Genomic DNA, 15,236 nt, shown 5'->3' on the forward strand with positions numbered 1-15,236 from the left:
AAAATTATTTCCAACTGATTGTATAAATTACTTTGATAGTTCCTTCCGATTTTGTATCGGGATTATTTACCGTATAGGTAATTACAAAATCCTTTTCTTCACCTGCTGTCAGAGTAAAGTCTTGATCATAGGTGATGGTTACGTTTTTGTATGAAATCTTACGGTTAGGATCAGGCTTGGTTCCTTCATATTCCTGAGGAAGAGGAATCTCGACAGACTGCTTTATTTGAACGTTTGCCGTATCTACAGTCCACGTTTCTGAAGCTTCATTATAAATCAGAGGAAATGAACTGTTATCATCGATAGCCTGCAACGGGTAAACAGTTCCGCCTCCCAAAGTAGTCCACTCAGCCCACCAATAATCATGACGATTGGCCTTTATCAAATGATTACTCAAAGTAATTTTCATATTTGTAAATGAATTGTATATATTATCAAGGAAACCGTTCTCAGCTGATTTATATACAGCCGTGTCAACAAAATCTGCGCTATCTACCTTTATCCATTTTCCTCCATTGTTTTCAACATTAAACTTCCTATTCCACGATTTTAATAATTCCGGAGAATCCGACTCTACCTTAATTTTAAAATTATGAGCCAAATGAACACCCTTAATGTATTTATGATTAAAATGATCCCCATCAGCTGTACTCCATGACTTTAAACTTTCATTATAAATCTTAGGAGTTATTTTAAGGCGCATACGGCGTTCAAAAGCTACGGAAACAAAGACATTTTGATCAGGTACAATCAAGTCGGCTATGGTTAAGTCCGGCATAGAAGAAACAGGTTCGGCACCTACCCATTGCTTTATATAATAAGCTGCATCAGGCGTAGCTATAAATCTGACCTTATCACCTTTTTTTACATAGTCACCGGAATTTATCGGTTTACCCTTGTACAAGGCTGTAAGAGTGCCGCCTTCATCGCCTGAAACCGAAAAAATTATGCTATATAAGGCTTCAACAGCAATCTTTGCCCGCATACTCTTTCTAATTGCTGTAGTATTTCCGCTTACATTAGTATTGGTATTTGTAATCACGCAATAATAGAACTCATTATGTTCAGAAGCTGTTGTAGGAACAAATTTATAAGTTTCGGCGGAGGCATTGTTTATGGGAGAACCTTCATCGGTTTCGTTATCGGCTTTAAACCATTGATATGTTAAGTTTCCCCCATCAACGGATTCTGCAATAACCGATAGGCTTATTTCTTCAGAAGAGCCGATAGCTGCACTTGCACCTTCAGGCTGTTTTAATATCTTTGGAGGTTCTGCATCAATTATTATCTGCCCGCTGCCGGGAACTAAGCGGAACTTGACTTCTTCGGATTTAACTTCGGTAATTTTCCCATTAGCCGTATTTTTATTTTGTATTATGCAGTAACAATAAGCATCTATCTCTGCGGAAGTGTCAGGAACATACTTAGCCTGTATGGCACCATCGATTTTTTCGTCAATTGATCCATCTATTTTTGATCTCTTATACCATTGATATGAGAGTATTTCTCCTGAGGGAGCCGGCAAAACTTTTATCTCAAAGTAAACACTATCGCCTACATGAGCGTAAATGGATGAAGGCTGCCCCATTATTACAGGTTCCGAAACAGTATATTTAGGGTTTATTTCTTTAGTAACTTCAGTCTTTGTGATTTCAATAGGGTTTCGATAAGGAGAAAAACCGGCTCCATTCGGTTTTTTTTCTGCAGGTTTTGTAAATATAGAATTTTCCTGTGCATGATAATTACTTGCATTTATATTGTCTTTAATCCACTGGTACATTACAACAGAACCATCTTCTTTTACATAACCCACAGGATCACTCATATAAAAAGGTTTACCGAACTGTACATGGTCGCCGGAAGTTGGAGTTGCATAGTCCACCCAGTTTTGAGGTACAATATTACCAAATATATTTTTAAGATAACTTGGGTCACTGTAGTAAAAAAGGAATTTTGAATATCTATCAACGCAGAACATCGAGTTATCTGCTTTTATTCCGGCAGAGGCATTCGCAGTAAAACGATAAAAATAAAATCGGCTGTCATTTGGGTCAGCATTAGGCACATACCCTCCATGTTTAGCCCATCTATCTGCCCTTGTTTTATAACGGTAAATCTTTATGTTATCTATAGCCTTGAGACCTGATCCTATTTCATCCGGAACATTATTACAAACATTAGGAATACCAGTCCAAGTTCCCGGTGTAAACTTATATGACGCTATTATGCCGGACATAGAAGGCATATATAAAACCCAATCATCAAATTTTGAAGAATGGAATTCATAATTTTCATCATAATAAACAAAGGGATCGATGTTTTCAAGTATAGTATTTATCTGTATTACATATTTTTTATTCCCTTTTTTATCTATAGGATTGTACAAAACCTCTGAACTTTTCTTTACAGTAATATCCATCTCCCATGCTTGATATTTACCTTCTTTTGCGGCTACTGATAGCTTCAAGGATACTATATCTTCGTTTCCAAAAACGGCCGGCTTGGGGCTTATTTCGGCAGGAATATAGCCGAATTTCTTAAAGGATAAAATTACATCATCAGAATTCAGAGTTTGAGTATTTTCCGGAACCAGAGCTGTTTTTCCTATCTCAGCCTTGATACCTAGAATATACATTTCTAAAAGCTGTAGTGCTTCATCTTCTCCCTCGGTCTTTGCTTCTCTGGTTATACTAATGTCTTTTTGAAAATCTTTATACTGTCCCTTTTTTCCTTTAACCATTATCTTTATATTTACAGTCTCATTTTCTTTTAATTCAACAGGAGAATTTTCTATATCAACAGGGATGACTGTTTCATTTTCTCCATATTTAAATTTTGCCGTAATTTTAGAAGGATCTATGACACTATATTTATACGGAACAGTAACAGCGCCGGATATGGCATCTATACCGCAAATTTCAAGACTCTTTAATTCTAAGTTATAAGGTTCACTTTGTGTAATTTTGATAATCTTCTCGATAGTGGAGTATTTACCCGCATTATCTATAATTTTTATTGTAATAGGAACAGTTTGACCCGGAACAAGAGGTGTACCTTCTCCGTTTATTTTTACATCTACTAAAACAGGTTCCTTTTTTGATAAAGAACTTACAGCGTTTACCTTGATATTATCAACATAAATTTCGTCAACTGATGGAGGAACTGTAACGATATAAGTATCTGCAGCTGAAAACTTTTTTAACCGATCAATTTCATCAATCGGTGTTTCAGAAAGGACTGCTATAACGGGGTTATCTGAAATAAGTATTTCGGTTATATACATGGACATTCCTGTATCATCACTAGTACGAGGATACCAAGAGGAACCTAAAGCCGGTCTACATGAATTGAACAATGTCAAGACAAGACCTATAAATATAAGGCTTGCAAATCTTTTTATTAATTTAGTTTTTATCACACATATATTTTTCATATTTCACCTCAAACTTTAAATAAAAGACCCAGGCTTACGCCAAAGTCAAGGTTATTCATAAAAAAAGATTTTATCGGATATTTCTCAAAATTTACATGAACTGGCGGAGTTTGGGTAAGACCATTAATAATTGCCGCTTGTTCTACTTTTTTAGGGAGAGCCACATATCCGGGTTTAAAAATAGAATATGACAAATAACCGCCTAATGTTAATCCCATTGTAGAAATTATCGGCTGGTTGTATTCGATAGATAATCTTAAGAGAGCACTTAAAGGATTCATCTTTTTCATCATAGATCTGGGTATCAATAAGGTACCTGTCTCCGGATAAAAATTGACTCCTGTTTTTTTTAATTCCTCTAATTCTTCTTCATTTAAATTGGAATATAATTCGTAGGTAGGCTGAGGATCCATGAGCATTTTCCCGCCCAATCCAAAACCAACAGAGAGCCTGTTTTTTAAAAGCATTACCTTTAGTGTTGTACCAAAATTCAAAACAGGAGTCATATAAACTCGTGAATATACTTCAATGTTCTTTTTTAGTTTATCATTATACTGCCCCGAAATTTGCCCGGAAAATCCCTGTCCTATACCCAGATTGAAAGCTAATCCCAATCCTCCGAAAGTATTAGTATTTGTATAGTGAAAGTATCGAACAGAATCAAAAATATATGTAAGCTCGGCTTCTCCATTCATAACAAAACCAACCATTCCATCCATAAAAGCTGCACCCAGATATTTCTTATCTGCTTCATTTATATGGGGGTCGGTAAAGGAACCTGAAAAATTAGCTCTGAGACAGAGTGTAAAGCCTTTTTCAAAGGCAAAGGCCGAAAAACTTACACACACAAACATAATCAAAAAAATAATTTTTTTAATAGTTTTCATAGCCACCTCAATCCCTAAATGATACATCATTTTTATATAATCGTCAATACAGGCGTTGAATATAAAATTTCCGCCTGATGGACTTTTTTGCATTTTTACTATAAAATACCGAAATATGGAAATTTTCTATCTTGCAAAAATAGGCGAAATTAACCTAAAAAAAGGGAATTTAAAAGACTTTGAAATGCGGCTCTCGCAGAATTTACGCAGCTATTTACCGGATGCTAAACCCAATATACGCGTGCGCGCCGGAAGAATGTATGTAAGTGTCAAACCCGAATTTAAAGAAAAAACGGAAGAAGCCCTAAATAAACTCATAGGCATTACGGGCTGGGCCGAAGCTATCCCTGCCGAAAAAACTATTGAAGCCATTACCGAAACGGCCAAAGCCGAAGCCGTAAAAGCCCGGAATGCCGGGGCAAAAACCTTTAAAATAGAATCCCGCCGAGGAGAAAAGACTTTCCCCATGACCTCTTACGAAATTTCGAGAGAAGTCGGCGGCGTAATCCACATGCAAGGAATCTTAAAAACCGATGTTCATAATCCCGACATTGTAATCACAGTAGAGGTAAGAGAAGAAGCCTTTATCTACGGCCTTGAGCACAAGGGGCGGAGAGGTCTTCCCTGCGGCTGTTCGGGAAGGGGACTTTTACTCCTTTCGGGAGGAATAGATTCCCCCGTTGCAGGCTTTAAGATGCTTACCCGCGGAATGAAGCTCGATTATCTTTACTTTCATTCTCATCCTTTCACCTCGCCAGAAGCTCAAGCTAAGGTTGAAAAGCTCGCAGAAATCTTAGCCGATTACGGCCTCGGCGGATACTTAAACATAATTCCCTTCACAAAGGTTCAGCAGCAAATCAGAGAAAAAAGCCCCGAGGCCTATCTCACCTTGATGATGAGAATCTGCATGATGAAGATAGCAAACATGACGGCTAAAGGCATAAATGCCAAATGCCTTATCACGGGAGAAAGCCTTGCTCAGGTTGCAAGTCAAACGGTAGAAAACCTGACCGTAACAAACTCTTATGCGGAATTTCCTGTTTTTAGGCCCCTCATCGGTCTTGATAAGGAAGAAATTACGATAGAAGCCAAAGCAATCGGCACCTACGAAACCTCAATCTTGCCGTACGAAGATTGCTGTGTAATGTTTTCACCCAAACACCCTATTTTACACTCAAACCTCAAAGATGCAGCTGAAATTTTCGAAAGAATGGAAATAGACGGCCTTTTGGAAGAGGCCTATTCTAAAAGAGAAACAAAAAAGATGAGTTTTTAGATGACAAAAGATATTGTTGACCTCCGTATCGAAAGAATTCATTGTATAAGCTCTCCTGCAGAGATGGCCGAAAAGATTCCGGCTGACGATAAGATATATTCTTTTGTAGCCGAGGCCCGAAAAACTATCAGCGATATAATAAGCGGAAAGGATAAACGCTTTTTACTCATAGCCGGCCCTTGTTCTATCCACGACACAAAGGCTGCAGAAGATTATGCGATGCGCCTTTTAGAGCTAAAAAAGAAATGCGCAGATTCTTTCTATATTATAATGCGAACCTACTTTGAAAAACCCAGAACGGTTTTAGGCTGGAGAGGCCTCATTGTAGAGCCGGAACTTGACGGCTTTATCAATATTGAGGGCGGCATTCAAAAAGCAAGAAAATTTTTGATTAAACTTGCCGAAATGGGTATTCCTGCAGCCGCCGAAACTGTAGACCCGATGATTCCACAATACATTGCCGACCTTGTAAGCTGGGCATCGATAGGGGCTCGCTCGGCCGAAAGCCAAATCCACAGGGAAATCGCCTCAGGGCTTTCGATGCCTGTGGGCTTTAAAAATACGACCTACGGGGATATAACGGCGGCAGTAAACGGAGTGACTGTTTCCCGTCTGCCTCATGCCTTTGTGGGCATTGCCCGAAACGGCCTTTCCGCAATCATCCACACCACAGGAAATCCCGACACGCACTTGGTCTTAAGAGGCGGCATTCTAAAACCCAATTACAATAGAGAAGAGGTCGAAAAAACTGCCTCTCTTATGGAAGAAAAAGAATTGGAACCGAGCATAGTAATAGACTGTTCTCACGGGAATTCGGGAAAAGACCCTAAAAAACAGATAAGCATTTTGGAAGAAAGCTTAAAACTCCGCTTCGATAAATATAAGCCTCTCGGTTATGTCCGGGGCTGTATGATTGAAAGCTTTATCCAAGAAGGAAAAACATCAATAGAAAAAGCAAGAGATAATTCCGAGTATGGAAAATCCATAACAGACCCCTGTTTAAGTTGGGAAGAAACCCAAGCGGAAATATCCCGTCTCTATCAAAAATACCGAAATTGTTTTGTAAGTAATAACCGTTTTAAGGAGGAAAGAATGAATATCGAAATATACACAGACGGAGCCTGCTCTAAAAACCCCGGCCCCGGAGGCTGGGCCTATATAATACTGAATAAGGATTTAAATGAAGAAATCTTTAGAGAAAACGGCGGTGAAAAGCAGACCACAAATAACCGCATGGAACTTATGGCCGTTATACGGGCCTTGCAAAAGATAAAAGATGGCGACTTGAGCGCTCAATCCGGCAGAATTGCAGGCTATGAAGGCATCTCAGTTCACACAGATTCCCAATATGTACAGCAGGGAATAAGCTCATGGATCTTCAACTGGAAAAAAAATAATTGGAAGACGGCCTCCAAAGAACCAGTAAAAAACCGGGACCTTTGGCAGGAACTGGACGCTCTTTCTGCCTCGGTTAAACCAAAATGGGTTTGGGTAAGAGGCCATGCAGGCAATCCTTTAAATGAGGCCTGCGACCGGCTGGCAGTCGAGGCCTGTAAAAAAATGATGTAAGGGTTATAGCCCCGCTTCATCCAAAAGCTTTTTTAAAGCTATAAGTTCTTCTTTTGTGAGAGTAATTCCTTTTCCCATTTTTTGGTGATCCTGAGACCACGCTCTTATGTCGAATTTGGGCTCTCTGCCGTTCCATGAAACTTCGTTGAGTTCGGTATTCCAGCCGCCCTTTCCTTCGGAGATGATTCCGTAGCTTTTTGTAATTTCAAATTTGAATTCGTCCTGATTATTCATCAGTTGACCTCCTTGTATTTAGATATGAAGTAATATAGTCGGTAAATGAAGCAAGCGATAAGATGACCGCCGCAAAATAAAGAAGCCAATTAAAATAAAGAACGTACCGGGTAAGGGCCGGCGGTAAAAATACGTAAATTTGTTCAAGTTTTAAAAACATTGAAACACTTGCCGCGATAATGTAAAGAACAGTCTTTGTTTTTCCGCCCATCTTTGCCCCTATCGTTATGCCTTCTCCGCGGGCCTTCATTCTCAAAAACATGATGCCGAATTCGCGGTAAACGATAATCAAAAAGAAGGGAGCAAATAAAAAGCCGTCCATCAAAAAGCAAAATAAAACCGTTACATTTGCAACGACATCGGCGAAGGGATCGAATATTTTTCCGAACTCATCGACCTGATTATTCCGCCTTGCATAGTAGCCGTCCAAAAAATCGGTAAATTCCATAAAAATAAAAATCGGAATTATAATAAGAATGGTAATTTTAGGGCTTATAAAAGGAATCCAGTCAGGTAAAAAATACAAAACATAGATTAAAGGAGCAAGCACCAAACGCGATGATGTAAAAATATTTGAAAGCTTCATATCCTATATGATGTAGCTTTAAGCCGTTTTTGTCAATAGAGTAAAGTGCGAAGTATGTCTACAAACCGCACATTTGGAAAGGAAGGGATACTTTTACAACTATACAGTTAAGCAGCAGTTGATTTTTTCGGGAAAATGATGTAGTATGTCCCCAATTTGGAGAATGTATATTATGAATAAAATATTGTCCGGTAAACATCTTTCCACAAAATTTGTTATAGGTGCCTTGTTGGATACCTTTTGGGTTGCAGTTGGAAGTGTGCTTGCAGCAGTTGCATTGCAGTTTTTTCTTATACCCGGAACAATTGCTCCGGGCGGCGTGAGCGGTCTGTCGGTTGCAATCGAAAAATTGACCGGCATAAGGGTATATATATCGAATTTGGTTATAAACGTACCCTTATTTATTTTTGGAGCAAAACTTTTAGGTAAAAAGTCGGCCGTTTTTACACTTCTTTCTATTTTGGTGCTTTCCGGGGTTCTGGCAGTTTTGCCTCAAGATTTTGTTTTTACAAACGACCTTTTTTTACAGGCGACATTCGGAGGAATTCTTTTAGGATTGGGTTTGGGAATTGTGTTTAAGCGTGGAGCCACTACAGGAGGAACAGACCTTGCAGGAGCTATTGTAAACAAACATTTTCCGGGCTTAAGCATAGCAAAGGGAATGGCCATAGCCGACTTTGTAATAGTAATCTTTGCAGGTGTTGTAGATAATAATCCGAATACTTCGCTTTATTCTTTAATAGCTCTTTTCTTTTGTACAAAGATAGCTGATATGATTCTTGACGGCTTAGGCTATTTTAAAGGCTTTTTTATTGTCAGCTCCAAACCTGAAGAAATAGGTGATGCTCTTATGAGCAAGTTGGAAAGAGGCGTTACTCTTCTCAAAGGGGAAGGCATGTATTCAAAGCAGGATAGACCTGTATTGCTTTGCGTTGTAAGCCGTGCCCAATTTGTCAGAGCAAAAGAAATAATAACCGAAATCGACGAAAAGGCGTTTATTATGGTCTGCGATATGCAGGAAGTTTACGGTCTCGGCTTTAAGCAAAAAATAAAGTAAACTGCTCTTTACCGATTTAAAAAGTCATTGACGGCAGATAGTTAATTATGGTATAGTTGAGTATGGATTCAGGAATTTTTATTACGGATAACAGATTAAAGTTTTCGCAAGAACTTGCAAACCGCCTCAGAGATAAGGGCTTAAAGGTTTGTCTGAGTTCGGAATATAAAGAGGATAATAAAGAAGGCGGTATTACTACCGAAATAGAATGGAACCGATCATCTCTTTTTTCGCTTCAAGCTATTCCGCTAAAATTGAAAAATATAAACATTGCAGCCGATACATCAATTTTGATTTTTGATGCCCCTGCTTATTCCAAGATATATTCAGGAACAGATGCTCTTTCTATCGATAGAACCGTAAGCGATCTTATTTCTGCAAATGCAGCTCTTTCTCTTGTTTTAAAAAATTACTACATAAAAAAAGCTCAAGGACGGCTGATTTTTGTACACCGTGATGTTGACACTCCTTGCGGAAATCCTAATATTTCGGCAGCTTCTGCGGCATTTGTCCGTATTGCAGAAGAAACCGTCGATGCCGTAAGAAAGGCCGATCTTCCCGGCGTGCAGACTCTTTTGGTAAAACTTGAAGGCTTTGAAGATGATGTTTTTTCCGATTGGATATGCAGCCAAATAGGTTTGCCCGTCTTATCCCGAAGTCCCAGCCGATGGGTAAAAGCAGGACAACGCGGTTTCTTCGGTAAGTAGGTATTTAGTATATAAAGGGGGCTTTTAGCCAGGTAAGTTCGTGTTTGTTTACCGTAAGATGAACAATCTTTGAGTTCGGGATTGCCGCAAACTTTTTAACGGTTTCGTTATCGGGATCTCCCTGCATTTTTATTGTGCAGATAAATTTTTCACAAAGCCCCGATTCAATCCATTTTATAATCCATTCATAAAGCCTCGGAGGATAGCAGATTACATCGGAACAAAGCCAATCTATTTTTCCGATCTCTTCGGGCTTTAAGGTAAAGGCGTCATGCTTTATAAATTCTATATTTTTCTTTGCCATTAAGTCGGGCCGCAAGGGGCTTCGGTCTATCGCTATAATTTTGCAGCCTAAACTGTCCAGCACCCAGCTCCAGCCTCCGGGGCAGGCTCCGGCATCAAGGCAGATTGAATCGGCTGCCGGCAGGGAAGGGGCGTTTTTGGAAACCTCTGCGTGTAAGGCTTTGCTTTTTTCAATAGGTCCGTTTTTTTCTTGGTGCTTTTTTAGGTAAAAATTTAGGAGAGTTAAGGCTTCCCACATTTTTAAGTAGGCCCGGCTCGGCGGGTTTATCTTATCTTCTTTAAAAAAAATTTCTCCGCGCGGAAGAGGACTTGAAGTTTTTGCTGAAGCAAAAATTTGATGCTCGTTTAAAAGAGTCCATATTCCCATTTCGGCTGACGGAATATCGTAGGGGAAGGCTTTTTCTTTTTTGCTTATAAAAGGGAGCTTTTTTTCGATGAGCTCTGCCCGTCTAAAACAGTTAAAAGGATAAAAAGCCCAGTTTCGCTGTATTGAGCGCAAAATATCGGCTGCCTCGCTTATACTCGAAAACTCGGCTATAAAGGGGACTTCCATACAAAGACGGTTCCAAAAAATATCTTTCGGAAAATTTTCCCTGTAGATTATGTTCCCGTACACAGCCGCATCTTTAGGGAGTTTTGTTATTCCTGAAATACTTCCTGTATGCGGAATTCCTAATTCATCTAGAAGATGGGTTTCAAATTGAGGAACGGCGAGCCAGGCTCTGCCCTTTAGTAATTTTATGCGGGGGTCAGTTTTATTAAACATTATCTGCGGTATTTTGTCAAAAGAAAGTGAAAAACTTGTCAATTATTTAGCATAAAAGTTTCTGCCGAGGCGCAAATTGCACTTTGTACCTCGGCATTCGAACTTTGTACTTTGTCATTCGTACTTAATCTTTTAGATCAGTCCTGCAAAGCCCTCAAAGGCGAGCGAGAGCAAGGCTGCCGCAATAAAAAGAATGGGCGTTCCTTTTAAGAATTTTGGCACGGGGGCTGTATCTATTCTCTGTCTTAAACCTGCGAGGAGTAAAAGAGAAATCATAAAGCCGAAAGCCGAACCTGCAGCATGAATAAGGGCTTGTACAAAGGTATAACCTTGATCAATAGCATCAATTGTAACTGCAAGGATTGCACAGTTTGTCGTAATCAAAGCCAAATAAACACCCATCGAGCTGTAAAGAGCCGGGGCTGCTTTTTTTAGGTAGAATTCTACCAGCTGAACCAAACTCGCAATTACCAAAATAAAGATAAGGGTTTGAAGGAATTCGAGGTTTCCAATCAATACATAATTGTATATTGGATAGGTTACGGCTGTAGCCAAGAGGGTAACGAAGAGTACTGCCCAGCCCATACCTACCGATTTTTTTACGTCGGATGACATTCCTATAAAGGGACAAAGGGCTAAAAAGCGCATTAAAACTACGTTTTTTACAAGGATTGCAGAAAGAAAAATACTAAGTGTTTCGGGCATTTTTTTACTCCTCCTCTTTTTTTGTTTCACTCTCGGCTTGCGGAGCAGGCGAGCTTTGAATTTTTTTCTTAGGTCTTTCTAAAAGCATTTTTGCAAAAAGGTTTATCGAAATCATAATACCGAATACAAAAAAGCCGCCCGGAGCATTTGCAAAAAAACGGATATGGTAGGCCTCCGGTATAAAAACGTTTCCTGCCAAGGCGCCCGACCCTAGAATTTCTCTTATGGCCGAAATAAGCACAAGAACTATTGTGTATCCGACGCCCATTCCCAAAGCATCCAAAACGGATTTTCCGGGGCCTTCTTTTGAAGCAAAGGATTCAACCCGCCCCATAATAATGCAGTTTACAACGATGAGCTTGATAAAAAGCCCCATCGCATCCGAAAGAGCGGGGGTGTAGGCCTGCATCAAAAGGTCTACAATGGTTGTAAAAGAGGCAATTACAATAATAAAAACCGGAATTCTTATATCCTGAGGAATTAATTTTCTAAAAATACTTATAATTAACTCGCTCATAACGATAACAAAGGTCATTGCCATACCCATTCCAAGACCGTTTAAAACATTGGTTGTAACGGCCAGGGCCGAACATAGACCGATCATCAGCACCAAAAGAGGGTTGCTTTTTATAATCCCGTTTGTGAAAATAGTTAAGTTTTTCATTTATTTACCCCCTTCCAAATTATTTTTGGTTATATAATCCAAGGCTGTAACCGAAGCGTCTTTGATTATTGCGGAGACTCCTTTTGAGGTTATTGTAGCGCCTCCTATTGCGTTTATATCTTCTCGTACGCTGAAAGGAGATTCCATGGATTTACCTGTAAATTGCCCCTTAAAAGGTTCTTCTGCGGCCTTACTTCCCAAACTGGGTGTGTCGGTTAATTCCAAAAATTCTATTTTACGGATTACTTTGTTTAAATCGAAGGCTACAAGAATAGTTGCCTTTGCATAAGTTTTTCCGCTTGCCGTTATGGTGATGCCGGCCGCCTTTCCGTCTTTTACGGCAAGGTAGGCATTCAAAAATTTGGTTTTTTCCAAGGATTCAGGGATTTCTGAACTTATTTCTTTAAAATCGTCGGCTTCGGGGAATACGGCTTTTAAGGCCATGTTTGTTTTTTCTGCCTTTACCTCTGCAATTCTAGGCGCCGTAAAGCTGTAAACTGCCGCAAGGGCTAAACATGCTATAACTGCATAAGCGGAAAGGGTGCATGCCAATTTTATCATTTGTTTCATTTTGCAGCCTCCTTGTTCTTTTTGGGCGGTTTTACGTAGCCGTATTTTACGGGTATAAGTTTGTTTAAAAAAGGAACTACGGCATTCATTATAAGAATACTGTACATAACGCCCTCAGGCATACCTGAAAATAGCCGGACAAGGCCGGTTATGAGGCCGCATCCTGCACCGAAAAGGAGTTTACCCTTGGGAGTTACGGGACTTGTTACATAATCGGTTGCCATAAAGACGGCTCCGAAGGCTAAACCACCGGAAGTCAGGGTTAAAATAGGATTTATCCCTGCAATAGAGGTAATAGCAACTGCTGTTGCCATCATGGCAATGGGAGTTTTCCAGTCAATAACCTTTTTAAAGAGGAGGTATGCAAAACCAAGGAGAATTAACAAAATACTTGTTTCACCTATACATCCGGCATGATTTCCCAAAATAAGTTGGGTATAAAGCTCTGTGCTTGAGCCTAAATTAAGAGTTTTTGCTATTTCTGAAGCGCTCAATGATATTCCTTCTTTTGCGTTGATTAGTTTTAAGGGTGTTGCAGTGCTCATTGCATCAAAAAAAGTGTTTCCGGGTTGTACCCAGCTCGTCATGGCTCCCGAAAAGCTTGCAAACATAAAAGCTCGCCCTACCAAGGCTGGGTTAAAGGCATTGGCTCCCAAGCCTCCGAAAAACTCCTTACCTACAACTATTGCAAAAAAGCAGCCTAAAATAAGCATCCAAATAGGCAGATTAGGCGGAATCACAAGAGCAAGTAATAGGCCTGTAATCACTGCCGAAAGATCTTTTACCCTTACATCCAGATTGCATATAAGTCTAAAAAAAGTTTCAAAACCTACACAGCAAAGTACGGCAACTATAATTCGAACCAAGGCAGGTATCGAAAAAAGATAAATTCCGTAAGCCGTGAGGGGGAGAAGGGCTATAATTACATCCAGCATCAAGGTTTGAGTCTTAACCGGTGTTACGACATGGGGTGCCGGAGACATAAAGATTTCGTTTTTATCGGATTCTGCCATTATTTGCCTCCTTCTTCGGTTGTTTGAGCTGCTTGCTTTTCTGCAGCTTGTTTTTCTGCTTCCGCGGCAGCTTTTGCAGCAGCCTTAGCTTCCCGTTTTTGCTTTTCTTCTCTGGCTATCTGCTTGCCCACTTTAAACCTTTGAACAAGCTTGATGCGGGCAGGGCAGGTGTAAGCGCAGGTTCCGCATTCTACACAGTCCAAAAGACCGCAGCGGATAGCTTCTTCCGTATTTCCCGTTTTTAATGCTCTGATAATTAAAACTGGAGAAAGGCGGCAGCTGCATACATCAATACATTTTCCGCAGCCTATACAGGGGCTTTCTTCTTCCAAAGAAACTTCTTCTTTTGTTAAAAAAAGTACGCCTGAGGTGTTTTTTTGAATCGGGAAGTCGGCATTTTTCATGGCAAAGCCCATCATCGGTCCGCCCGAAACTATTTTTACAACTCCGGGTTTAAGGGAAACTACACTCGGAATAAGGTCTCCTACGCAGGTTCCTATGGGAGCTATTACGTTTAAAGGTTTTTCGCAGGCTCCGCCGCCTATTGTTAAGGCTCTGTCGATGAGAGGTTTACCCAAACGGAAGGCTTCTGAAATAGCTTTTAATGTTCCGACATTTTGAATAACGCAGCCGATTTGGAAAGGAAGTCCGCCTGAAGGAATCTCCCTGTTTACTACTGCATCGGTAAGAGTTTTTTCTCCGCCTTGCGGATACTTTGTCTTACAAAGTTGTACCCTTATATCATAGGCGCCGGCAGCAATAGGATTTGATTTGATTTTTGAAATAGCTTTTTCCAAAACAGGAACCAAATCTTTTTTATTGTCTTCAAGGGCTATAATTCCTTGCTTTGCACCCACTATGCGCATTGTAATGGCAAGACCGTCAACAATATTATCCGAGTCGGTAAAAATTGTTGCAGCATCCGTACAAAGATAGGGTTCACATTCAGCTCCGTTTGCAATTACATAATCGATTTTTGCATCAGGCGGAGGACTTAATTTTACGTGAGTCGGGAAAGATGCTCCTCCCATCCCGGTAATACCTGCATCTCTTACTCTTTTTAAAGCTTCTTCTTTTGTGCATGTAAAAGGATCGAGGGGCGGCATAAATTCTTCTCTGTTTTCTTCATCTATTTCGATTAAAAAACAAAGATTTTCCGTATTGCCCGTAACAAGATGCGGCTCTATCTTTTTTACTTTTCCTGATACGGAAGAATGCACAGGAGCCGACATAAATTTATCCGTTTCTGCTATTTTTTGTCCGCGCGCTACTTGATCACCTATTTGTACAAGAGGTGTATTAGGCACTCCTCCCTGAGTAACAGGAATCCAAACCGTATTATTTGCAGGTTTAACGGCGATAACTTCATCGCTCGATAAGACTGCTTTTCGCTCAGGCGGATGAACTCCGCCTTTAAATGATTTTATACCCATGTAATCATTTTATACATAAGTAATGAAACTTTC

Annotated in this window: 14 protein-coding genes and 1 pseudogene; 5 read left to right on the forward strand and 10 right to left on the reverse strand. The window is 39.9% G+C overall.

Features of this window, described 5'->3' with window-relative positions; genetic code table 11:
* Positions 1-4: 4 nt before the first annotated feature.
* Positions 5-3,433, reverse strand: a complete 3,429-nt coding sequence (locus E4O01_RS01305; RefSeq protein ID WP_253693504.1) for an InlB B-repeat-containing protein — start codon at positions 3,431-3,433, stop codon at positions 5-7.
* An 8-nt stretch (positions 3,434-3,441) separates the two neighbouring features.
* A complete protein-coding gene (locus E4O01_RS01310; protein ID WP_253693507.1) occupies positions 3,442-4,320 on the reverse strand; it encodes a hypothetical protein in 879 nt (292 codons plus the stop codon).
* 115 nt (positions 4,321-4,435) lie between these two features.
* Here E4O01_RS01310 and thiI point away from each other — a divergent pair, with 115 nt between their 5' ends.
* The 3 genes and pseudogenes from thiI to rnhA all read left to right on the forward strand — a co-directional run bounded on the left by thiI (position 4,436) and on the right by rnhA (position 7,165).
* Positions 4,436-5,596 carry a tRNA uracil 4-sulfurtransferase ThiI gene (thiI, locus tag E4O01_RS01315; RefSeq protein WP_253693509.1) on the forward strand — a complete coding sequence of 387 codons (1,161 nt, stop codon included), beginning with the start codon at positions 4,436-4,438 and terminating at the stop codon, positions 5,594-5,596.
* Positions 5,597-6,649: pseudogene (locus E4O01_RS01320) on the forward strand (3-deoxy-7-phosphoheptulonate synthase); the annotation flags it as partial.
* A gap of 39 nt (positions 6,650-6,688) precedes the next feature.
* Complete coding sequence (gene rnhA / locus E4O01_RS01325) at positions 6,689-7,165, forward strand: ribonuclease HI (RefSeq protein ID WP_253695150.1); 477 nt, start codon at positions 6,689-6,691, stop codon at positions 7,163-7,165.
* 3 nt (positions 7,166-7,168) lie between these two features.
* On the opposite strand, the gene E4O01_RS01330 is transcribed toward rnhA, so the two are convergent.
* Together E4O01_RS01330 and pgsA are read right to left on the reverse strand one after the other, a co-directional pair.
* A complete protein-coding gene (locus E4O01_RS01330) occupies positions 7,169-7,399 on the reverse strand; it encodes a YdbC family protein (RefSeq protein WP_253693512.1) in 231 nt (76 codons plus the stop codon).
* The gene (pgsA, locus tag E4O01_RS01335) at positions 7,392-7,985 is read right to left on the reverse strand and encodes a CDP-diacylglycerol--glycerol-3-phosphate 3-phosphatidyltransferase (protein ID WP_253693514.1); all 594 of its coding nucleotides are present in this window, start codon (positions 7,983-7,985) and stop codon (positions 7,392-7,394) included. Before pgsA ends, E4O01_RS01330 begins: the two co-directional genes overlap by 8 nt.
* Before the next feature lie 172 nt (positions 7,986-8,157).
* Between pgsA and E4O01_RS01340 the strand changes: the two genes are divergently transcribed.
* Both E4O01_RS01340 and E4O01_RS01345 read left to right on the forward strand, forming a co-directional pair.
* Positions 8,158-9,042 carry a YitT family protein gene (locus E4O01_RS01340; RefSeq protein WP_253693517.1) on the forward strand — a complete coding sequence of 295 codons (885 nt, stop codon included), beginning with the start codon at positions 8,158-8,160 and terminating at the stop codon, positions 9,040-9,042.
* 62 nt (positions 9,043-9,104) lie between these two features.
* Positions 9,105-9,749: a hypothetical protein gene (locus E4O01_RS01345; protein ID WP_253693519.1), complete on the forward strand. Its 645-nt coding sequence runs from the start codon at positions 9,105-9,107 to the stop codon at positions 9,747-9,749.
* Positions 9,750-9,753: 4 nt separating this feature from the next.
* Here the strand turns inward: E4O01_RS01345 and E4O01_RS01350 are convergent, their stop codons facing one another.
* From E4O01_RS01350 to rsxC, 6 genes are all read right to left on the reverse strand, one after another.
* Complete coding sequence (locus tag E4O01_RS01350) at positions 9,754-10,818, reverse strand: SAM-dependent methyltransferase (protein WP_253693522.1); 1,065 nt, start codon at positions 10,816-10,818, stop codon at positions 9,754-9,756.
* A gap of 132 nt (positions 10,819-10,950) precedes the next feature.
* Positions 10,951-11,523 carry an electron transport complex protein RnfA gene (locus E4O01_RS01355; RefSeq protein WP_253693525.1) on the reverse strand — a complete coding sequence of 191 codons (573 nt, stop codon included), beginning with the start codon at positions 11,521-11,523 and terminating at the stop codon, positions 10,951-10,953.
* 4 nt (positions 11,524-11,527) lie between these two features.
* Positions 11,528-12,187: an electron transport complex subunit RsxE gene (gene rsxE / locus E4O01_RS01360; protein ID WP_253693528.1), complete on the reverse strand. Its 660-nt coding sequence runs from the start codon at positions 12,185-12,187 to the stop codon at positions 11,528-11,530.
* Positions 12,188-12,757, reverse strand: coding sequence for an RnfABCDGE type electron transport complex subunit G (locus E4O01_RS01365; protein ID WP_253693530.1), 570 nt, complete (start codon positions 12,755-12,757; stop codon positions 12,188-12,190).
* Positions 12,754-13,770, reverse strand: a complete 1,017-nt coding sequence (locus E4O01_RS01370) for an RnfABCDGE type electron transport complex subunit D (protein ID WP_253693533.1) — start codon at positions 13,768-13,770, stop codon at positions 12,754-12,756. The genes E4O01_RS01365 and E4O01_RS01370 overlap by 4 nt, the downstream gene beginning before the upstream one ends.
* The gene (gene rsxC / locus E4O01_RS01375; protein ID WP_253693535.1) at positions 13,770-15,203 is read right to left on the reverse strand and encodes an electron transport complex subunit RsxC; all 1,434 of its coding nucleotides are present in this window, start codon (positions 15,201-15,203) and stop codon (positions 13,770-13,772) included. The genes E4O01_RS01370 and rsxC overlap by 1 nt, the downstream gene beginning before the upstream one ends.
* Positions 15,204-15,236 lie beyond the last annotated feature (33 nt).

The organism is Treponema sp. OMZ 790 (assembly GCF_024181285.1).
Lineage (GTDB): Bacteria > Spirochaetota > Spirochaetia > Treponematales > Treponemataceae > Treponema_B.